Annotated in this window: 14 protein-coding genes; 9 read left to right on the top strand and 5 right to left on the bottom strand. The window is 44.9% G+C overall.

Translation table 11 applies throughout. The features are described from left to right. Window positions 1–147 precede the first annotated feature (147 nt). The 3 genes from A8C56_RS04655 to A8C56_RS04650 all read left to right on the top strand — a co-directional run bounded on the left by A8C56_RS04655 (window position 148) and on the right by A8C56_RS04650 (window position 2,777). On the top strand, window positions 148–1,710 hold the full coding sequence (locus A8C56_RS04655) for a trypsin-like peptidase domain-containing protein (protein ID WP_067752691.1): 1,563 nt from the start codon (window positions 148–150) through the stop codon (window positions 1,708–1,710). 3 nt (window positions 1,711–1,713) lie between these two features. Next, complete coding sequence (locus A8C56_RS24335; RefSeq protein ID WP_157097872.1) at window positions 1,714–1,851, top strand: hypothetical protein; 138 nt, start codon at window positions 1,714–1,716, stop codon at window positions 1,849–1,851. A gap of 62 nt (window positions 1,852–1,913) precedes the next feature. Further along, window positions 1,914–2,777, top strand: a complete 864-nt coding sequence (locus A8C56_RS04650; protein WP_067752688.1) for a universal stress protein — start codon at window positions 1,914–1,916, stop codon at window positions 2,775–2,777. A gap of 22 nt (window positions 2,778–2,799) precedes the next feature. Here A8C56_RS04650 and A8C56_RS04645 read toward each other — a convergent pair whose 3' ends face one another. Further along, on the bottom strand, window positions 2,800–4,209 hold the full coding sequence (locus A8C56_RS04645) for an alpha-amylase family glycosyl hydrolase (RefSeq protein WP_084490014.1): 1,410 nt from the start codon (window positions 4,207–4,209) through the stop codon (window positions 2,800–2,802). A 159-nt stretch (window positions 4,210–4,368) separates the two neighbouring features. Between A8C56_RS04645 and A8C56_RS04640 the strand changes: the two genes are divergently transcribed. Then, window positions 4,369–5,601, top strand: a complete 1,233-nt coding sequence (locus A8C56_RS04640) for a 4-hydroxy-3-methylbut-2-enyl diphosphate reductase (protein WP_067752686.1) — start codon at window positions 4,369–4,371, stop codon at window positions 5,599–5,601. Window positions 5,602–5,800: 199 nt separating this feature from the next. On the opposite strand, the gene glgP is transcribed toward A8C56_RS04640, so the two are convergent. Next, on the bottom strand, window positions 5,801–7,465 hold the full coding sequence (gene glgP, locus A8C56_RS04635; RefSeq protein ID WP_067752677.1) for an alpha-glucan family phosphorylase: 1,665 nt from the start codon (window positions 7,463–7,465) through the stop codon (window positions 5,801–5,803). Window positions 7,466–7,739: 274 nt separating this feature from the next. On the opposite strand from glgP, the gene A8C56_RS04630 reads away from it, so the two are divergent. Further along, window positions 7,740–8,756 (top strand): class 1 isoprenoid biosynthesis enzyme, encoded by a 1,017-nt coding sequence (locus A8C56_RS04630; protein WP_067752674.1) that lies wholly within the window; start codon window positions 7,740–7,742, stop codon window positions 8,754–8,756. A 21-nt stretch (window positions 8,757–8,777) separates the two neighbouring features. On the opposite strand, the gene glgB is transcribed toward A8C56_RS04630, so the two are convergent. Further along, window positions 8,778–10,745, bottom strand: a complete 1,968-nt coding sequence (gene glgB / locus A8C56_RS04625) for a 1,4-alpha-glucan branching protein GlgB (RefSeq protein ID WP_067752671.1) — start codon at window positions 10,743–10,745, stop codon at window positions 8,778–8,780. Between the two features lie 281 nt (window positions 10,746–11,026). On the opposite strand from glgB, the gene A8C56_RS04620 reads away from it, so the two are divergent. The 4 genes from A8C56_RS04620 (at window position 11,027) to A8C56_RS04605 (ending at window position 18,215) form a co-directional block, all read left to right on the top strand. Continuing rightward, window positions 11,027–13,795, top strand: a complete 2,769-nt coding sequence (locus A8C56_RS04620; protein WP_067752668.1) for an outer membrane beta-barrel family protein — start codon at window positions 11,027–11,029, stop codon at window positions 13,793–13,795. A gap of 36 nt (window positions 13,796–13,831) precedes the next feature. Then, complete coding sequence (locus A8C56_RS04615) at window positions 13,832–14,551, top strand: GLPGLI family protein (RefSeq protein ID WP_245645761.1); 720 nt, start codon at window positions 13,832–13,834, stop codon at window positions 14,549–14,551. Between the two features lie 116 nt (window positions 14,552–14,667). Then, window positions 14,668–17,460: an outer membrane beta-barrel family protein gene (locus tag A8C56_RS04610; RefSeq protein WP_067752662.1), complete on the top strand. Its 2,793-nt coding sequence runs from the start codon at window positions 14,668–14,670 to the stop codon at window positions 17,458–17,460. A 20-nt stretch (window positions 17,461–17,480) separates the two neighbouring features. Beyond that, entirely contained in the window at window positions 17,481–18,215 is a 735-nt protein-coding gene (locus tag A8C56_RS04605; protein WP_067752660.1) for a GLPGLI family protein, read from the top strand. 73 nt (window positions 18,216–18,288) lie between these two features. Here A8C56_RS04605 and A8C56_RS04600 read toward each other — a convergent pair whose 3' ends face one another. Together A8C56_RS04600 and A8C56_RS04595 are read right to left on the bottom strand one after the other, a co-directional pair. Continuing rightward, the gene (locus A8C56_RS04600) at window positions 18,289–20,154 is read right to left on the bottom strand and encodes a glycoside hydrolase family 13 protein (RefSeq protein ID WP_067752657.1); all 1,866 of its coding nucleotides are present in this window, start codon (window positions 20,152–20,154) and stop codon (window positions 18,289–18,291) included. 94 nt (window positions 20,155–20,248) lie between these two features. Next, window positions 20,249–21,598 (bottom strand): MFS transporter, encoded by a 1,350-nt coding sequence (locus A8C56_RS04595; protein WP_067752654.1) that lies wholly within the window; start codon window positions 21,596–21,598, stop codon window positions 20,249–20,251. Between the last annotated feature and the right edge of the window lie 50 nt (window positions 21,599–21,648).

Below are 21,648 nucleotides of genomic sequence, written 5' to 3'. Positions count from 1 at the left end.
TAATAATGACCGGCTTGCCAAAGTACGAAAACTTTAGTAAAACTTTGTTAAACTGACTGACAGAACTTCCGAATACAATAGATACTTTGTTACTTTGTGAGCGCAAGGCATAATTTTTGAAAAAATGAACATAAAATATACTGAACAATGAAATGGAAACAACTTCTCTTAGTGATTGTAGTGAGCATACTATCTGCTTTTGCAGGAATCTTTCTCTATGGAAAATTTGTGCGTAACGGCAGCACTGCGATAGGTGCGCCAACCGATGGAAAGCTGCCTGCAAACTATGCCAGCTTTTTTGATAATAATGGTAATGCCGCTGAGCCAACGGATTTTACAAAGGCTTCTGAATCGGCCATTCCGGCTGTGGTGCATATAAAAACAAAAATCCCTGCCAAAAAAATAACCAATAACCTGCCCAACAGGGGCAGAAGCGGTGACCCTTTCGATGATTTTTTTGGAGACATGTTCGGCTTTGGCCCGCAGATACAACCGGAGCAAAAAGCTTCCGGCAGTGGTGTCATTATTAGCCAGGACGGTTATATTGTAACCAACAATCACGTTATTTCCGATGGCAGCAACGGTGTGGCACCGGAAATAAAAGTAACGTTAAACGAAGGCCGTAAAGTGTACAATGCAAAAGTGGTAGGCCGCGATGCGAGCACTGATCTTGCCGTATTAAAGGTGGAGGCCAATAACCTGCCCTATATGATCTACGGCAATTCAGACGATGCAAAAATAGGACAATGGGTGCTGGCCGTTGGTTATCCCTTTAACCTGGAAGCCACTGTTACTGCAGGGATCATTAGCGCAAAAGGAAGGAATATTGGTATTAACAGCCAGCAAAGCCTTACCCCTGTAGAGTCTTTTATTCAAACAGATGCCGCGGTAAACCCGGGGAACAGTGGTGGCCCGCTGATCAATACCAACGGGCAGCTCCTGGGAATTAATTCCGCTATTCTGGCGCCCACCGGAACATACGCCGGCTATTCCTTTGCCATTCCTGTGAATATTGTAAAAAAAGTAGTAAACGATATTATCAAATATGGGGATGTAAAACGCGGCTATATTGGTATCAGCTATGCCCCTTCCGATCCTCAGAACGACCAAAACTTAAGAGGCAAAGGGTTGCAAAGCGGCGCAGGTGTTTACGTATTGGGCGTTTCAAGCAACGGGGGCGCTGCAAAGGCAGGTATTAAAGCCGGGGATGTTATTACAAAAGTAAACGGCATTGATATTATTTCCGTAAACCAGATGGGGGGCACTATATTCAGCGCCCAGCCCGGCGACAAAATAAAATTAAGCTACTTAAGAGGGGGTAAAGAATATACAACAGACGTTACATTAACGGAGAAACCCAATGATGTAAAAATCAATTCAGGAAGTGTACTGAGCGATCAGTTAGGCGTGGATCTGGCAACCGTTGATTCAAAAAGAGCCGCCCAGTTAAGAATTCCCGGAGGGGTTGAAATTAAAAGTATCCGGCCAAACGGATTATTAAGCCGGAACCGTATTGATAAAGGATTTATCATTACTGCTGTGAACGGGCAGCCCGTCAAAAGCGTTGACGATCTTGCAAAAGTATTGTCAGCCAGCAGGAGCAGCACCATACAGCTGGATGGTATCTATCCCGGCTATAGCGGCCAGTACTCCTACCAGATCAACCTGGATGGAGACGAGGGCAACGACGATACAGATTCAAGTTATTAAACAGTGAATAAGTTTAAAGAAGAACCCGCAATAGCGGGTTTTTCTTTTTCGGGAATATTTACTTATTTTCAATATGGCAAACAACAGCAGGATGGAGCAATGAATCATAAGATTTTCCGGGGCGAATACGATCCGCAGTAATAAACAGGTTTATGCATGATACCTCCCCCGCCTCCTGATTAGTAAATACAAAAAATAAGCAAATGAAAAAAATCCTTGTGCTGACTGATTTCTCTGACAATGCACAGCATGCAGCGGCCTACGCCCTGAACCTTGCAAAAATAGAGCAGGGTGCCGCATTGATCCTTTTAAATACTTTTGAGCCACCTGTGCTGATGCCACCGGACGCAGGCGGCATTGCCCCGGATGGAACACCCAGCATAACCGATTATTCACTGGTAATGGAAGAAACCGCGCTGATTGAAAAAGGAAACCAGGAGCAGATTGTAAAAGCAAAAGAGCAGCTGGGCGCGCCGGACCCTTCTGTTGAAATTACAACGATTGTTAAAGAAGGTTTTTTAGGTGATATAGCCAATGAAATTTCAGAGCAGGAATCGGTTGACCTGGTTGTAATGGGGATCAAAGGAAGATCCGGTATTGATAAAATGCTCATTGGCAGCAATGCAATAAAGGCCATTGAAGGTATTGATAAACCCCTGCTCATCATTCCTGATAAAGCAACGGTTACCGGTCTCGGCAAAATTGCCCTTGCATCTGACCTGGAATTATTAAAAGAGGAGACTCTTCATCAGCTGCAGGCTTTTATGAAAACCACGGGAGCTGACAGTCTGCAGGTTGTTACGGTAAATAAAGAGGTGAACAACCCTGCCAGTGAGGAAAGGGTCAGCGCTATAAAAGCGCTGCTGCAACCCCTGAGCCCTACATTCCATTTTATAAAAGCGGAAAATGTAGCCGCGGGACTGGAAACGTTTGTGGCTCAAAACAATATTTCATTACTGGTATTTACCCATCATGAAAGGGGCTTTTTTTCAGGACTGTTCCATAAAAGCGTGGGAAAGAAGATTGCCTGGAATACCACCGTTCCTGTTTTAAGGCTGAAGAACTAGAACTGATTGTAAAGCAGCCCCTTTATTCCTTTACATAAACCCCGTAGCCATGCGATGGGATCTCCATACTTTTTCCCGCAGCAAAATCACCGGCTAAGCCGGAAAACGCATTGACAAACCTGCCGGACAGGTGCGCATCTGTGATCTCAAACTTCAACGGGCCGGTGTTTGAAAAGTTCAGGATCACCAGCACTTCATAATGGTCCTTTTTCCGCAGGTAAGCAAAGATTTTATCATCTGCTGTAGTTGTTAATCTATAAGTTACTACTGCCGGGTCGCCGCCGCGCAACGCAGGATTACCGGAATGCAGGTGCAGCAACACTTTATAAAAACCGTGTAGTTCCAGCCCGCTCTCCTCGCCTATATTTTTTGAAGGCCAGGGAATCGGGTCCTTATCAAAAAATTGCAGGCGTTTGTCCTTTAAAGGAAGCTCCTGCCCGCTGTAAATAAGCGGAACCCCGTTCCAGGTGCAGCTGAACACAGCCAATGGCTGGGCAAGCGGCCCGTATTTTTCATATTCTGTACCGTTCCAGCTGTTCTCATCATGATTGCTGGTAAACCATGCACGCATGCTGGAATCGCCAATGGCATTGTATTGCAGCAGCAGGTCATACAATTCTGAAAGCGGTTGCTTTTGTTTGAAAAAGTCTTCTGTTTTATGCATCCATTTCCAGGAATAGCTGGCCTGGAACACTTTGCCATAACCAGGATTTTCCAGCTCGTCAAATTCACCCAGCCAGAACAAGGGTTTAAGGGCATCCAGCTGCGGCCGGGCTTCCTGCCAGAAGCTGAGCTCTACCCAGGACGCAAGGTCGCAGCGAAAACCGTCAATATCCGCCTGCTGCACCCAAAACTTCATAGCTTCAATCATTGCTTTCCTCAGAGCCGGGTTTTTATAATCCAGCTCAATAATATCATCCATGCCGCTTGCAGCATGAAAGCTGCCATCACTGTTGTGCAAATAATAGTCAGGGTGCTGTTTTGTCCAGACATGATCCCAGCCTGTATGATTAGCTACCCAGTCAATGATCACTTTAAAGCCCATTTCATGGGCCTGTTTTACCAGCTGCTTAAAATCCTGCAGCGTACCAAATTCAGGATTAACAGCCGTATAATCGGAGCAGGCATAATAGCTGCCCAGGGAGCCCTTTCTTTTTTCTTTTGCAATAGGGGTAACCGGCATGAACCAGAGCGTTTGCACTCCCATATCTTTTAACCGGGGCAATGCCGCTGCAAAGGCATTAAAAGTGCCTTCCGGCGTGTACTGCCGAAGGTTTACCTCATAAATACTGGTCGTATGTATCCAATCTGCAGATTCTTTATCCATAATGATCATTTTTTCGCTGGCTCTTTTTTGTTCCTCCTGCCTGGGCATCAATTTACAGGAAGCTGAAATAAAAATGAAACCGGCCAATAAATATAGGATTCTCATGGCAATTCTTTTACTGAAGATAGTTATTTTTCAATTGCAGTAAAAGGATCCGGTTGGTGTAGATGTATGATGAATTGCTCCTTTCTGCAATTTCTCCGGACAGGCCATGCGCGAAGGTTTTAAACCCTTGCTTAAAAATATAAAGATTAATTTTGCAGCATGAAGCAGTTTGATGTGCCCGTTTTTTACAGAAGCCCGTTAATATCCAATATTAAAAGGTACCGGAAGAGCAAGGATAAATTAAAAAAAGACTTCTCGCCCACCCTTCTTGATTTTGGCCCCGTTCAGATTTACCTGGCAAGGCATTTTGGCTTTTGCTACGGGGTAGAGAACGCTATTGAGATCGCTTTTAAAACCATAGAGGATAACCCGGGCAAAAGGATCTATTTGTTAAGCGAAATGATCCACAACCCCCAGGTAAATGAGGACCTGCTAAGCAGGGGGGTACAATTCCTCCAGGATACGCATGGAAAGCAGATCATTGCTTTTGAGGATCTGACAAAAGAGGATATTGTATTAATACCGGCCTTTGGCACCACCCTTGAAATTGAAAAAAAGCTTAACAACATCGGTATTCACACAGAAAAGTACAATACTACCTGCCCCTTTGTTGAAAAGGTATGGAACCGAAGTGAGGTCATTGCAAAAAAAGACTATACCATCATTATTCATGGAAAGCCGATCCATGAAGAGACCAGAGCAACTTTTTCCCATGCTGCCTCCAATGCACCTGCTGTTGTTGTAAAGGATATGGAGCAAACAATAGAGCTGGCCAAATATATAACAGGAGAAAAGCCTGCTGCCGGTTTTTATACCGAGTTTAAAGGACAATACAGCGATGGGTTTGATATTGAAAAAGACCTGGACCGGATCGGCGTGGTGAACCAGACCACCATGCTTGCCAGCGACACACAGGCAATAGCGGATTATCTGAAACAGGTGATGATTGAAAAATACGCGCTTACCAGGGAACGTCTTGCCGAACGGTTTGCAGACACAAGAGATACGCTTTGCTATGCAACCAACGATAACCAGACCTCGGTTATGGAGATGCTGCAGACACCCGCGGATTTTGCTATTGTGGTTGGAGGCTATAACTCATCCAACACTTCGCACCTGGTGGAGCTTTGCGAAGAAAGGTCACCCACTTATTTTATCTGCAATGCGGAAAAGATTCTGGATAGCCAGAACATCCTGCATTATAATGTGCATACCCGGCAGGAACTGCTTACCACTGCATTCTTACCCCGCCATTCGCCTGTAAAAGTGCTGATGACCAGCGGGGCCTCCTGCCCCGATGCCCTGGTGGAGCAGGTCATTGAAAAACTGGCAGGCTTTTTCAGCAAAAGCAAACCGGTCGGGGAAATAATGGAAGCATTTATGGATGCATAAATGTATTGTATGCGCACAGATTAAAGAACGGTCACCCAAAAGCATATCCTGTGAATGTCTGTAAGCGATAACATAGCGCTGTTGCTGCTGCGGCAGCCAGGCAAATTTTTACCAGCCAGCCACTGCTGACATGCATAAAAAAGCTGTGCGCTTTTGGCTGCACAGCTTTGTGTTATAAAACCTTTTGGAGGCTTCTTTCTTATGCCGGGGCATTGTACATCAGTGCATAATACTCATGCGCCATCCGGTTGCTTTCAAACTGGAAGCGTACGTCCTGCATCCCATTCTTCATGATCTGGCGCCAGGTACTGTAATCGTTATAATACAATGGCAGGATCTGGGTGGTAAGAATCTCGTATAATTTACCGAGATCATATTCATCCTGCTCATGCACATTCATATGGGCATAATCTCCTTTCGGGATCACAAAGCCATTGTGCCCGTGGTTGATGAACTCCGGGATCCATCCGTCGTCTGTAGAAAAATTCACAGCGCCGTTCATTGCCGCCGTCATGCCACTGGTGCCCGAAGCCTCACGGGGAACACGGGGATTGTTCAGCCATACATCGGCTGCCTGCTTCAGGCGTTTTGACAATCCCAGCTCATAACCAATCAGCACCGATACATTTTTATACGCTTTGCTCAGGTGCACCAGCTCATTAAATTCACCTATCGCCGGAAAGTCCATCGGGTAAGGTTTGCCTGCCCAAATAATCTGTACAGGATATTGTTCATTGGTCAGCAATGCGTGAAACCGTTCCCGGTCTGCAGCAATCAGGCCCGGTCTTTTATAACCGGCAAATCTTCTTGCCCACACTATAGTTAATACATCCGGGCTAAACAGTTTCCCGGTTTGATCTGCCACTATCTCAAAGGCCCTTTTTTTCAGAAATCGTTTCCGGTCATCCAACCCGTAATGGTCGCCTACATCTTTAAACTTGTACATCTGCTTGTCTGCCCAGTACATCCAGTTCTGGGCATTGGTTATATGAATAATGGGGCAGATACCCTCATATTTATTCCACATTTCACGCGATACTTCTCCGTGCAGTCTGGAAACCCCGTTTGCAATATGCGCAAAACGCAGAGCTACCAGGGAATGGTTGAACTGGTCGCCCGGCTCATGTGTTAAAGCCTTTACCTCATCAACGCTTAACCCACAGAAATAGCTCATTTTATGGCAGAGGTAAATATCGTGCTTTTCATTACCGGCTTCTTCCGGTGTATGCGTGGTAAATACCAGCCGCTTCTTTACGTCGCTAAGATCGCGATTGTATTTTTGATACAGGTAAAAGGCGGCAGGCAGGCCATGCGCTTCATTCAGATGATAAATCTCCGGGGTGAAGCCCAGAAGATCGATCAGCTTTGCGCCCCCAACGCCCAGCAAAATAAACTGTGCCACTTTTGTAGCTACATTGGCATCATACAGTTTATGGCAGATGGTTTGAGACACGTAATCATTTTCCGGGAGATCAGTGCTCAGTAAAAATAAAGGCGCTGTTTTAAATGTTTCCGGATTCAGGTAAAAAGCCTTTACCCAAACCGGGGCATCATGCACCAGTATCTGGAATTTGATGCCGGTATCTTCCAGAAAACTGTACAACTTTTCATTCCAGGCCACATCCAGGGTCTGATCCTGATTGCGCTCCTGATCATAGTAGCCGTATTTCCAAAGGATGCCAATGCCGATCATATTTTGTTTCAGCTCATAGGCGCTGCGAAAATGGGACCCGGATAAAAAGCCCAGCCCCCCGCTATAGATCTTCAAAGCCTGATGAATCGCAAACTCCATTGAAAAATAAGCCACTCTTTTTGAATAATTATGATCAATTTCATAAGGAACGGTAAAGTGCTCAAATGCCATACTACAACTTTTTTTTGGAGCTGCAAAATACGGGAATTCATGTAAGTAACATCCTTAATATGAAAATATCCTTATTAAACTGTGGAAAATAAATCCTGATCATGTTACTAAAAAGCCGGGTGTTATATATATCCGGCGCTTCCTGTACCTGGTTTTATCTTATCATTATACTTTCCCCGATCAAATTTCGAAAGGGTATTATGCCTGCTAACAATAATGCCACCGGTTTCTGCAATAAATAACAAAAAGGGCTTAGTTTTAAGGCCTCTTAAATATGTCCAACCACAGCTATCATATCAGCCTGCTCAATACCCTTGAGCAATTGTATACATTATTTACACGGCTAAAAAAACAGAACCGGTATATCCAACATCAACTGCCTGCTGTTATTGATCAATTGCAAAAAGGCTTATCTTCCACGCTGGCTCCAAAGCATTTTCCCCGTATTATAAAATACTGGCAGCTGGGGCTGAACATTGTATGCAATAATTTTTACACCCTTACCGGCTCCGTGCTATCGGCTGGTGAACAGGAGCGCATTCTCTTATTAAGCATTTTCGGCCCTTTGTATGACGACCTTTTTGACGACAATACAATGACACCTGCCCGCATTGAAGTATTCAGCAATAATCCTGAAAAATTACAGCCGGTTAATTTTGAAGAGGAACTGCTTTGTGCCATTTATCTAAAATTGCTGGCAAGCGTGCCTGACAGAGAGCGTTTCCGGGAACGGTTGCTGCAGGTATACAAATGGCAAAAAGAATCATTAAAACAGCGCGATCCGTTTATTGCGGAGAAAACGCTTTATGAAATAACTTATCAGAAAAGCTACCATTCCATTCTCCTTTATCACACGGTGCTGGATCAGTATCCTCATGCGCAGGTGCTGGAAATGCTTTACCCCGTGGCCGGGCTGCTTCAGCTGACCAACGATGCCTTTGATGTATATAAGGACAGTAAGGCAGGAGTATACACTATTCCAGACCGGTTTATGGACTACCGGAAGATCAAAAAGCATTTTCTTAATGAGATAGCAGATGTGAACCGGAAATTAAATGCGCTTCCCTATCTTCAGCCAAACAGGAAAAAATATGCTATTACCATTCATTGTTTAAATGCAATGGGATGGATCGCTTTGGATCAGTTAGGGCAGGTGCTGAAGGATGTTAAGGATCCGGCAGTTATTAATACCATCGATAAAAAGCAGCTGATCTGCGATATGGATACGCTACCTCGGAAAATAAAATGGATCCGGCAGGTACAGCATCTTTCCAATTATTCCGGCAACTGATCCCAGATGCGCAATCACTGCTCATTTCAGAATAAGCCCTGCAAGCGGCGGCAGGTTGAGGGTGATCCTGTATCGCTTTTCTGTGTCATCTGTCAGCTCGGTGCGCAACTCTTTATTAAACACATCGCCGGTTCCGTCATATGCCCGGTCATCAGAATTAAACAGTTCCTGCGTGTATTCTTTCCCGGAGGTTTCCACCACCCAGTCATAACGCACTTCCGGGGTCATATTTAAAAGGATCAGCAGATCCTCTTCAGGCTTTATTCCTTTTCTTTTATAAACGATCACGCTTTCTTCACGGTGGTTCAGATCAACCCATTCAAACCCGTTTGTGTTAAACTGGTTGCTATACATAGCCGGTTCATCCACCAGAATCTTATTCAGAGCGCGTAAACATTGCTGTGCTCCTTTGTGGCTTTTGTGCTGCAACAAGGACCAGTCCAGCTCCGATTTATAATTCCACTCCGAGGTCTGGCCAAACTCCGAGCCCATAAATAATAGCTTGGCACCGGGATGCGTCCACATATACGTAAAGAACAGGCGCAGGTTTGCAAATTTCTGCCAGAGGTCACCGGGCATTTTATAGATCAGCGGGCTCTTCCCGTGCACCACTTCGTCGTGACTGATAGGCAGCATAAAATTTTCATCATAGTAATACATCATGCTGAATGTAAAATCATTCTGATGATGTTTCCGGTGCAGGGAATCCAGTTTAAAATAATCCAGTGTATCATGCATCCAGCCCATCATCCATTTCATACCAAATCCAAGCCCGCCCTCAAATGTAGGGCGTGAAACCCCCGGCCAGTCGGTCGCCTCCTCTGCAATGGTCTGCACATCCGGAAAATCCCTGTAAACGGTCTCATTCAGATCTTTTATAAACTTTATGGCTTCAATATTCCCATCCCCCCCGAATTCGTTGGGTTCCCATTGGCCTTCTGTTCTTGAGTAATTCAGTTTCAGCATTGAGCTTACTGCATCCACCCTTAATCCGTCAATATGAAATACCTCCAGCCAGAAGCGGGCGCTGCTGATGAGAAAGGACTTTACCTCTCCCCTTTTATAATTGAACACATAGGAGTTCCAGTCCGGATGGTAACCTTTCCGCATATCTGCATATTCATAAGTATGCTCCCCGTCAAACAGGAATAAGCCATGCGCGTCATAGGGAAAATGAGAAGGCACCCAGTCTAATATTACACCAATGCCTGCATTATGGAACGCATCAACAAGCCGCATAAACCCCTGCGGGTCTCCAAAACGTGATGTAGGTGCAAAATAACCGGTTGTCTGGTACCCCCAGCTCCCGTCAAAGGGGTGCTCTGTAACCGGCATCAGCTCCACATGTGTAAAACCCATTTCCTTTACATAAGGCACCAGCCGTTCTGCAAGCTGATCGTAGGAATTATAGGAATGCTCATCAGAAGGATCGGGCCGCTGCCAGCTTGCCAGGTGCACTTCATAAACGCTCCAGGGCGCTTCCAGGGCATTGTGTTGCTTTCTCAGGTCATCCATCCACTGCGCATCCTGCCATTCATAATACAGATCCCAGGTAATAGAAGCGGTCATTGGCCGCAGCTCCCAGTAGTTCGCAAACGGGTCTCCTTTATCAACCGCAGTATTGTTAGCACCAACTATATGATATTTGTAGACTTCGCCCAGTTGAAACCCCGGTATAAACCCCTCCCATATACCGCTCTGATCCCACCGGGCTGTTAACGGGTGTGTTACCTTGTTCCAATCATTAAAATTGCCGGTAACGAATACAAAACGGGCGTTAGGGGCCCATACACAAAAATACATGCCCCACTGGTTGTTGACACAGATGGAATGTGATCCGAACTTCTCAAACAGGGAATAATGGGTCCCTCTTTGAAAATTTACGATATCCTCCTGCCTCAGTAAAGAATAATTCCAAACCGGTTTGGAGGTGTCAATAAAATTTTCCGCTTCAAACTGCTCCTGGAGTTTTTTGATATCAATGGGCATATAGTCACTTATTCAGCAATGTACGATATTTTTTAATGCCATGTTGCCAGATGCCGGATATTGGATGCCGGGTACCTGTATTAAGCATCAGGCATCAGTATCGAATATTCAGGACTGAGCATCCACCCTGAATTCACCCCCTAAAACCCGCTGTTTACCCCATTTTTTATATACTTTAACGTATTTTATTCAATGAATTGCGCTAAGTTTTATGGAAAACAACCACTTTTGCGTCAACTAAAGTATTTGCCAAAGGGAAAAATAACCAAACCGTTAAACCGATGAGATTAAAAAGATCAGCCATTATACTACTGCTTGCAGTGTTCCACTTAACTGTGCATTCCCAGAATGCAATTGTAAAAGGACAACTGGTCGATTCTGCTGAACATAGAAACCTGCAGCATGCCGTTATCTCTCTGCTGAATGCAAAAGATTCTGTTCTGGTCAGATACGGCCGGGCAGATGAAAAAGGGAACTTTACTATTTCCAATGCAGATACCGGGCATTATGTGATCATGATCACCCATCCCTACTTTGCGGATATTTTTGACAGCATTACGCTTGCGCCTTCTCAAACCCTTGACCTGGGCATATTGAATATGCTTTCAAAGTTAAAAATGCTGGAGGAAGTGGTGGTTAAAAGCGGCGCCCCCATAAGGGTGAAAGGAGATACGACCATTTATACGGCAGACAGCTTTAAGGTGAGAGACGGGGCAAACGTAGAAGAGCTGCTTAAAAAACTGCCCGGTATACAGGTAGATAAAGACGGAAAGATCACGGCCATGGGAGAAACTGTAAAAAATGTGCTGGTAGACGGAGAAGAGTTTTTTGGCAGCGACCCTGGCATTGCCACAAAAAATCTCGATGCAAAAAATATACAGGAGGTGCAGGTATACGACAAAAAGAGCGACCAGGCTACTTTTACAGGAATTGATGACGGCAGCAAAGAAAAGACCATCAATCTTAAACTAAAAGACAATGCCAAAAAAGGGTACTTCGGCAAAGCAGAGGCCGGAGGCGGCACAGACGGGCGGTTCAATAATTCGCTAATGGCCAACTCCTTTAAAAATAAACGGAAGCTTTCTGCCTATGGCATTATGAGCAACACCGGCAACCTGAACCTGAACTGGGACGATGAAACAAAATACGGCGGTGGCTCTAACGTGGAGTTGATGGATGGTGGCGGCATAGCCATTTTCTCCGGAGGCGATAATTACAATTACAGCGGCGGCATTCCTACCAACTGGAACTGGGGCCTGAACTACAGCAACAAGTTCAACCAGGATAAAAACAGCCTCAACACCAGCTATAAGGGCGTTAAAATTAATGCGCCGGACAGCTATGAGAGCAATTCCAGAACTTATCTTGCAGATTCCGTATGGAGCACCAACAACCGGAGCAACAGCTATGGCACTACTGTAAAGAATAATATCAACGGCACATTTGAATCAAAGATCGATTCTGCAAATACCATTAAGATAACGGCCAAAGCCTACTCCAATTCCTCTAAGAATTATACGAATTTTTACAGTGAATCGCTGACACCTGAAAACGGGTTCATCAATAAGAACTACCGTGCTTCCCAAAATGAATCGGATAAGTACACCCTGAATACCACAGCGCTGTGGATGCATAAATTTAAAAAAGCCAATCGCACTTTTTCTTTTAATATTGATGTAAACCTTGTAGATGGCAACAGCAAGGGGCAACTCAACTCCAACCTGGTCTTTTATAATAACGGAGACTCTACCGGAAACAGCCGTATTGACCAGCGGAACAGCTCCAGGAACAATTCCCAGAATTATACAGCCAAAGCCACCTATACCGAACCGCTTTTTAAGGACAGCTATCTTGAGCTGAGCTACAGCGCGCTGGTGTATAAAAGCGCGGTAGTAAGAGATGTATTTGATAAGGGAGCTGATGACCAGTACAATACCCTGATTGATTCCCTCAGCAATCATTATAATTTTGATTACCTGGGGCACTCGCCGGGGGCCAACTTTAAGATTACTAAAAAGAAATACAACTTTACGGTAGGAGGCGCCGTTGGCTTTTATAATTACCGCCAGAACAATACAACACTGGGGGTTGTAAGGAAATATAATTTCACCAATTACTTTCCGAGAGCCAATTTCCAGTATAAGTTCAAACCTTCTGAAAGCCTGAGCATTTATTATAACGGGCGCACCAGCGCACCCAATATTGATGATCTGCAACCCATCCTGGTAAATACAGATCCGCTGAATATCAAAACTGGGAATCCCCTGCTGAAGCCATCGTTCACACATAACCTCAGCCTCAACTTCAATTCTTATAACATGCTTAAAGACCGTTATATTGGAGGATATATCAGCTGGAACCTCACCCAGAATGCTTTTTCTACCTTAAGCAGCTACAGAGATTCCATAAGGGTATACCAGACCGTAAATACAAACGGGGTTACCTCTGTTTACGGGGGTATGTGGGGCGGTATCGGTTTTAAAAAGGCACATATGCGCCTGAACTTCAACCCCCAGCTGAATTATAACAAAGGCGTGGATCTGATCGAAAGGAATGGCATTGTAAACCAGAATACCTCGGAGTATACCAATATTTCATTCAACACCTATCTGTCAAAGAATAAAGATTCCGTGTACGACCTGGGTATAGGGCCAAAGATCGTTTATACCAATTCGCACGCCAGCATCAATACGGCATCCAATGTCAGCTATTTTAATTATGGTATCACCGGGTATGTATGGTTCCAGTTGCCGCTGCGTTTTGAGATCCGGTCTGATGTGGACGTTAACCTCCAGAAAAAAGATGCCCGTTTTAAAGGAAGCTACAATTATACCGTGTGGAATGCAACCCTCAGCAAAAAAATAGCAAAAAACAAATTTGAGGTAAAGGCTTCTGTAAACGATATCCTCAATCAGAATCAGCGGTATACCCGTAATATCAGCGGTTCCATGCTCTATGAACAAAGCAGCCTGCTCCTGCGGCGGTATGCGCTATTGTCCTTCCTCTGGAATTTCACCAATAACAATACCAAAGCTCCTTCATCAAATTAAACCGTTATGACAAACCATTATAAAATCATATGCTGTGTGCTCTTATTCCTCGCCGGTAGTTCCGGGTTTGCGCAGCAATACCTCCATTCCGGGCTTATTGAGTATGAAGTAAAAACCAACAACATCAAAAGCATGCCGGATGGCGAATGGAAGGATCTTATTAAAGATAAGATCCCCGAGTTTTCCGTAAACTATTATAATTATATCTTCAGCAATGATCAATCCATCTGTAAGTTCTCCAGGGCAGCAGATACAAAGGCCAACCTCAGCATGTTTGGGAAGATGGAGGATTACGTATGGTATAATAATTACCAGGCCAACCAGTTCACCAATTCCGTTTCGGTAGATAATATTTACCTCATCAGCGGGCAATTACAGGATATCCGGTGGAAAATATACCCTACGGATATGCGGACCATTGCAGGGTTCAGTTGCAGGAAAGCCTCAGCCATTCTGTTTGACAGCGTTTATGTATTTGTTTACTATACCGATGAGATACTGACTCCCGGCGGGCCGATGGGTTTACATGGCTTACCGGGAATGATCCTGGGCGTTACCATTCCACGGCTGTATCAAAGCTGGATTGCAACCCGTGTAGAACTGAATATTCCGCCGAAAGAGAAGATAGCCCCTCCCACTTCAGGAAAAAAGAAAACAAAAGAAGCCCTGACCACTTCCCTCCTGGAACTGAGTAAATCCTGGGGAAAAGACGGGTCCAAATACGTGAATCCGCTGATCTGGAGGATGTTTATGTAAAAATAACTAATAAAATAGTTTTATTACTACAATTACGTATATTTACGATATTAAAGTAATGTAACATTCCCGCATTTAATACGATTAATATAAAGAACAGACTATCAAAACATACCATGAGATTAAAAACATACGTCGCATTGCTCCTGTTTATCAGCCTTGCCGGCATCAGCCGGGCGCAGGTAAACGGGTCTGTAAAAGGGCAGCTGACTGATACTGCAGAACACAAGGACCTTACTAACGCCCTGGTGGCTGTGTTAAGCCCAAAAGATTCTACGCTGATCAGCTTTACCCGTACAGGAAAAGACGGAACATTTACCATACCGGACCTTGATACCGGCAGTTATCTGGTAATGATCTCACACCCCTATTTTGCTGACATTTTCGAAACAGCCACTGTGAGCGGTTCCCAGCCATCGGATATAGGAACACTTAACCTTTTTTCCAAAATACAGATGATGAAGGAGGTGATCGTTAAAACGGATGCAGCCATACGGGTAAAAGGAGATACAACCATTTTTGCAGCAGACAGCTTTAAAGTAAAAGAGGGAGCAAACGTTGAAGAACTGCTGAGAAAATTACCGGGCATCACCGTTGACAGGAACGGCAAAATAACAGCGATGGGAGAAACCGTAAAAAATGTACTGGTAGACGGAGAAGAATTTTTTGGAAGTGATCCTGGCATTGCCACAAAGAACCTGCGGGCAGATATTGTAAAAAACGTTGAGGTCTATGATAAGAAAAGCGACCAGGCTACTTTTACCGGGATCGATGACGGGGTACGGGACAAGACCATTAACCTGAAACTGAAAGAAGATAAAAAGAAAGGGTATTTTGGCAAAATTGAGGCCGGCGGCGGGCTAAAGGGAAATGCCGAAGGCGACCAGGATAAATTTAACAATGCCATTATGCTGAACGCCTTTAAAGGTAAAAGGAAATTAGCCGCCTATGGAATTATGAGCAATACCGGAACACTGAACCTTAACTGGGATGATGCCCAGAAATACGGAGGTGCAAACATACAGGCCAGTGATAATGGTGATTATTTCTATTCCACCAACATGGACTGGAACTCTGCCACCGGTATCCCAACCAACTGGAATGCCGGCCTGCATTACAGCAATAAGTTCAACAAGGATATGCACAGTGTTAACGGCGGCTATAAGATTACAAAAATTAATGCACCGGCTTTTCAGCGGCAGAACTCAAGATATTTTTACCCGGATACCTCCTACAATACCAATAGTACCACCACCTCTTACAATACCAACATTAAACAAAGTTTAAATGCAACCTACGAGGTAAAGCTGGACTCCATGAACACGCTGAAGCTTACTGCCACTGGCAACCGGAATGAGACCAACTCCAGCTTTGTAAATGATTATGAAACACTGACCACAAATAATGATACAACCCTTAATAAGCAAAACCGGCATGGCAGCAGCAATATAGTAAGCAACAGCGTTAACAGCAATCTGCTCTGGATGCACAAGTTCAAAAAACAATACCGTACCCTATCCGTTAATGCCGGTTTTAACTATTTTGGCACAGATAATAACAGCATTAATTTCTCAAGTGTAGACTATTACAGGAACAATGAGGCAGCCAGCAATAAAACCATTGATCAGAACACCTTATCAGACAATCAAACAACCAATTTTTCTGCAAAGATCTCCTATACAGAGCCCCTGGCCAAGGATTTCTATATGGAACTGAATTATGCATTTGGCATCAACCGCAACCGCAATAACCGCACGGTTTACGGTAAAGGGGTCACAGGTGCTTATAACAGCATCATTGATTCACTGAGCAATGATTATCAATTCAACAACATCAGCAACACGCCCGGTATCAATTTCAGGCGCAATTCCAAAAAGTATGACTTTTCTTTTGGTACACGCGTGGGCTTTACCAACTATGAGCAGATCAATGAAACAATGAGCACTGCTGTACGGTATAATTTTACCAATTATTTTCCGCAGGCAAATTTCCGGTATAAGTTCAAACCAAGTGAATCGATCAACTTCTACTATTATGGTTCAACCAGTGCGCCCTCCCTGTCGCAACTACAGCCCATTCTTGATTACAGTGATCCCTTGAACCTGTATATAGGCAATCCGGATCTCAAACCTTCTTTCAACAACAGGTTCCAGTTGTTCTACAATTCCTTTCAGATGCTGAAGCAACGCAATATTTATGCAAACATCCTATTTAACACTACCTCCAATGCCTTTGTTCAAAGAAGCTGGCTGCAGGATTCTATCCGCTATTATCAAACGGTAAATACCAATGGCAATGCCACCTTTAATGCGTATATGGGCTATGGGTTCAAGATCAAAAAACCCGATATACGGCTGGACTTCAGCCCGCAATATGGCTGGAGCAGGAATGTGGATTTTGCAGGCGTTAGTTTTTCAGATGTTGCTAAAAATATTACCACCACCAGCCGTTATGGTCTGGGGCTGGGATTTAATAAAAGCAAACCGGATAAATTTGATATCTACGTACGTCCTTCGGTTTTTTATAACAAGGCAGATGCCACCATTAACAGCAGCGCCAATTTCAAATACTGGTCCGCTACCCTGTATGCCTCTGCCAACCTGCAGCTGCCGAAAAACTTTGAGCTGTCAACCGATGCATTTGGCAATTACCAGCAAAAATATCAGCAGTTTGCCGGCAACGCCAGCTATACAAAATGGAACGCATATCTGAGCAAGAAGTTTAACAAAAACAAGTATGAGGCAAAATTTTCCGTTTATGACATACTGGATCAGAACAAAGGATACAGCTTTACCAGCAATAGCTTTGTTTTCTCCGAAACATACAGGACCACTTTAAGAAGGTTCTGGATGCTGTCCTTTATCTGGAACATTAATAAAACGGGAGGCGGACCCGCTGCCACTAAATAATTCAATTAACAGGATCAAAAATGAAAAAACTGATTTTTATTGTACCGGTGCTTTTCTTTATCAAGCTGAATGCCCAGCAATTTATTACAACCGGTGTTATTGAATATGAAGCACGTACCAACCAGCACAAGATCATTGAAGGGTATGAATGGCTGCAGGGCGTAAAAGACCAGATACCTCAGTTTTCCACAAGCTATTACTTACTCAACTTTAATAAAACACAATCTGTTTACAAATATTCCCGCACTACGGACACCCGGCGCGGCTTTATGTTTTTTGGAGGAAGAGAGGACGACAAGGTGTGGTTTAATGATTATGCTGCAAAAAAGTATACCGATGTGGTTACGATTGACGACAACTATCTGGTATCCGGTGATCTGAAAAAAATAAAATGGAAGCTGTATCCATCGGACCAGCGCATTATTGCCGGTTTTAACTGCCGCAGGGCCAGCACCATCCTGTTCGACAGCGTTTATGTATTTGCCTATTATACGGAGGAAATACCCGTTCCCGGCGGGCCGATGGGGTTGAACGGGTTACCGGGTATGATCCTTGGAGTAACCGTGCCCAGGCTGTTCACCAGCTGGGTAGCTACCTATGTAAAGCTGGATGCGCCAAAAGACATACAGCCACCGGTAAAAGGCAAAAAGAAGACCACAGAAGAAATTTATAAATCCTTGCGGGATCTCAGTAAGTCCTGGGGTAAGAACGGGGAAAAGTTTTTAAGCCCGTTAATATGGAGAACATTTCTTTAAGGATATGAGAATTCAGATTTCAGTTGCCTGAAGACAACCGGGACTCATTCCGTATGCAGCGCAGATCCATGATTCATTTTAACTCCAATATCTGGTTGGACATGGGGTTCAAGGTTAATGAATCTTTTAACGGAATGCCGCTCCCACTGACAACGTCTGTACCTGAAGAAAATTTTTGCAATCGTTCCCGGAACCGGTCTAGCGCAATGGTAAACGGCTTTTTATTCGTATTCATGGCGCACATAATGGTTTGCTGATCATCATACCGGAAATAGACATATACCCCGTCATAAGGCGCAAACTGCATCAGCCTTCCTTTTGTAAGGGCAGACGATCTTTTCCTGAAATTAGCCAGGGTTCTTATATAATTGAATACAGCATTTTCCTTTTCTGTGCGGCCTGCAGCCAGGAATTTATTTTCTTTATCGCCTTCCCAGCCACCGGGGAAGTCCTTGCGCACATGACCATCATTGGGCCAGGTGGTGCCCGCCATTAACACTTCACTGCCATAATACATTTGCGGAATGCCTCTGCCAGTTAACAACCAGGCAAATGCCAGCTTATATTTGGCCGTATCTTCATTCACTACTGAATAAAACCTGGGCAGATCATGGTTATCTAAAAAAATAACTTCGCGGGTGGGGTCTTTATAAACAAAATCCTGTGCCAGCGTGGTATAGAGTTTATTAACGCCTTCTGTCCAGCCAAAGGGCTCTGAAACGGCCGGAATGATCCCATAAAACAAGGTTTGAAAATCCGTTGTGGCCTGCAGGTTGCTTTTAAAAGGAATGGAATAGTTGTTCTGGCAGAAATAGGACTGATTGGGCACGCCATGCACCCAGGTTTCCCCAAAGATGCTGATCTTTGGATATTCATCATACAACGCATGGTTGCAGCGGTTCATAAAACCGAGGTCGTTATAGGCGTAGGTATCAATCCGCCATCCGTCAATGCCAAATTCTTCCACGCACCAGAGCGCATGCTGGATCAAAAAATTCTGAACAAAAGGATTCTGCTGGTTCCAATCCGGCATCGTGGTTACAAACCAGCCATCCTGCATGATCTTTTTATCAATCTTTGAACCATACGGATCAAATACTGCCTGGTCTTTGTAATTGGTTTGTGTAAATGCGGGCCAGCGATGAAACCAGGTACTGTCCGGCTGATCCCTGAACAGAATATGCTCCAGCCCGGTATGATTATAGACCGCGTCCTGGATCATTTTCATTCCCTTTGCATGCAATGCATTGATCAGATCCTTATAAGCGGTTGCCCCTCCGATACGCGGATCTATTTTATAATGATCGGTAAAAGCATAGCCATGTTCGGTACGGTCAGGCATATCATTCTCAATAACCGGGTTCAGCCATACGGCGGTAACGCCCAGGTCTTTTAAATAGTCCAGGTGGTTTTGTATCCCTTTCAGATCGCCGCCATGCCGTTCAAAAACAGAATCCCGGTTCAGGGACTGGTCGCGCATTCCTGCAACCCGGTCATTGGTGGGGTCTCCATTGCTGAAACGATCCGGCATGATCAGGTAGATCAGATCAGCAGCCGTGGCTCCGTTGGCAAAAGCAGTTCCGTTGCCCGGTCTGCGGGCCTTCAATTCAAACCGGAAGGATCGCTGCTCTTTGGGAACAATACCTCCAAAGCTGATGGTAGCCACCTGCGGCTTTGCATTCGGGGCTATCTCAATGTCAAAAAGCAGGTAGCGCCGGTTCTCTACTTTATGAATGTCTTTTATCTTTATATCCGGTGAGGAGCAGCGTGCCGTCAGTTTTTCCACAGCAAGAATATATTTCGGGTCGGCTTCATGCACCAGTAATTGCACTTTATTCCATTTCATCTGCACCCACCAATGCGTGGGGTATACGTCCAGATGCTGCGCGCTGCCGGCGATCACAATCAGCAAAAGCCAGCTGAAAATAATTTTTTTCATTGTTTAAATCTTTGGCCGCTGCCGGTATGCTCACCAACAGCTTTTATTATACGCTTCCATTACCGGTGAAAACAGCCGGCGATAGCTAAAAGAATTATTCACTTCCTGCAACAGCGTTCCCGGCTGCTTTCTCCCGCACAAAGACCCAGCAAATGACTGCGGCCAGGATCATCAGACCGCCGCCCGCCTGAACAGCCAGCAACCGGTCGTTGTGCAGCATATTCCGCATCAGCCAGCCAAACCCAAGCGAGGCAATGATCTCAGGCAGCACGATGAAAAAATTAAAAATGCCCATATAAATGCCCACTTTATCCTTTGGCAATACACCACTCAGCATGGCATAGGGCATACTTAAAATACTTGCCCATGCAATGCCAACGCCGGTCATACACACATACAACAGGTGCTTATCCCTTACCCAGGCTACACTTATTAAACCCAGGGCTCCCGCCAGCAGACAAAGCGCATGTGTCGTCTTCCTTCCCAGCTTATCAGCTATGGATGGCAGCGCCAGGGCAAACAAAAACGTAACCACACTGTAATAGGAAAGCGTAAGACTGCCGAAATCCGCGCCGGCTGCGTATACAGGATCGCTGGCATCTTTTCCGCCAAAAACATTTACCGCTACAGCCGTTGTATAATAGAACCACATCAAAAATAAACCCGGCCAGGTAAAAAACTGCACCAGGGAAACGATCTTCATTTTTGGAGGCATATTTCCCAGAGCATGCATAATTTCTTTAAAGCCCCCTCCAAAGCCTTTGTGCGATTCCTTTACTTTTTCCCTGTAGCCCAGGTCCTGCGGGGGATATTCTTTTGAAGTGACTACGGTGTACAGCACAGAGCCCAGGAAAAAAAAAGCCCCGATGTAAAAAGACCATTGCACATTCTCCGGTATGGCGCCCTTTACGGCTGTGTTCTCAATATGAAACACATTGTTCATCAGCCAGGGCAATGCCGATGCAATGCTGCCTCCCAGGCCGATCATAAAGCTCTGCATAATAAAACCACGGTTCACCTGGCTGTCTGGCAGCTTATCGGTTACAAAAGCCCGGAACGGCTCCATAGATACATTGCCAAATACATCCAGCACCCACAGCAGGCCCGCAGCCATCCATAAGGCACTGCTGTGGGGCATTGCGATCAGTGCAATGGAACTGATCAACGCGCCCAGCATAAAATAAGGCCGGCGCCTGCCCCAGCGTGGATGCCAGGTCTTATCGCTCAGGTAACCGATCACCGGCTGTACCAGCAAACCGGTAAGCGGGGCGGCAAGGAACAGCAGGGGCACCTGGTCCGGATGAGCGCCCAGGTTTTCATAGATGCGCCCCATATTGGCACGCTGCAGATCCCATCCAAACTGGATCCCAAAGAACCCGACGCTCATATTAATGATTGCTGAAAGGGATAGTTTTGGCTTGGCATCGTTTACTGTTACTGACATGTCTGGCAAGTTTAAAAAGGCAAATTTAATATGTATTTAATACACATTAA

This window comes from Niabella ginsenosidivorans, from assembly GCF_001654455.1.
Lineage (GTDB): Bacteria > Bacteroidota > Bacteroidia > Chitinophagales > Chitinophagaceae > Niabella > Niabella ginsenosidivorans.
This window is presented reverse-complemented; position numbering and strand designations above follow the sequence as displayed.

Excerpts from the sequence above, each read along its gene's own strand:
- A8C56_RS04595 (WP_067752654.1), bottom strand. The coding sequence starts at position 21,598 with ATGTCAGTAACAGTAAACGATGCCAAGCCAAAACTATCCCTTTCAGCA.
- A8C56_RS04600 (WP_067752657.1), bottom strand. The coding sequence starts at position 20,154 with ATGAAAAAAATTATTTTCAGCTGGCTTTTGCTGATTGTGATCGCCGGC.
- A8C56_RS04645 (WP_084490014.1), bottom strand. The coding sequence starts at position 4,209 with ATGAGAATCCTATATTTATTGGCCGGTTTCATTTTTATTTCAGCTTCC.
- glgB (WP_067752671.1), bottom strand. The coding sequence starts at position 10,745 with ATGCCCATTGATATCAAAAAACTCCAGGAGCAGTTTGAAGCGGAAAAT.
- glgP (WP_067752677.1), bottom strand. The coding sequence starts at position 7,465 with ATGGCATTTGAGCACTTTACCGTTCCTTATGAAATTGATCATAATTAT.
- A8C56_RS04610 (WP_067752662.1), top strand. The coding sequence starts at position 14,668 with ATGAGATTAAAAACATACGTCGCATTGCTCCTGTTTATCAGCCTTGCC.
- A8C56_RS04605 (WP_067752660.1), top strand. The coding sequence starts at position 17,481 with ATGAAAAAACTGATTTTTATTGTACCGGTGCTTTTCTTTATCAAGCTG.
- A8C56_RS04620 (WP_067752668.1), top strand. The coding sequence starts at position 11,027 with ATGAGATTAAAAAGATCAGCCATTATACTACTGCTTGCAGTGTTCCAC.
- A8C56_RS04640 (WP_067752686.1), top strand. The coding sequence starts at position 4,369 with ATGAAGCAGTTTGATGTGCCCGTTTTTTACAGAAGCCCGTTAATATCC.
- A8C56_RS04655 (WP_067752691.1), top strand. The coding sequence starts at position 148 with ATGAAATGGAAACAACTTCTCTTAGTGATTGTAGTGAGCATACTATCT.
- A8C56_RS04650 (WP_067752688.1), top strand. The coding sequence starts at position 1,914 with ATGAAAAAAATCCTTGTGCTGACTGATTTCTCTGACAATGCACAGCAT.
- A8C56_RS04630 (WP_067752674.1), top strand. The coding sequence starts at position 7,740 with ATGTCCAACCACAGCTATCATATCAGCCTGCTCAATACCCTTGAGCAA.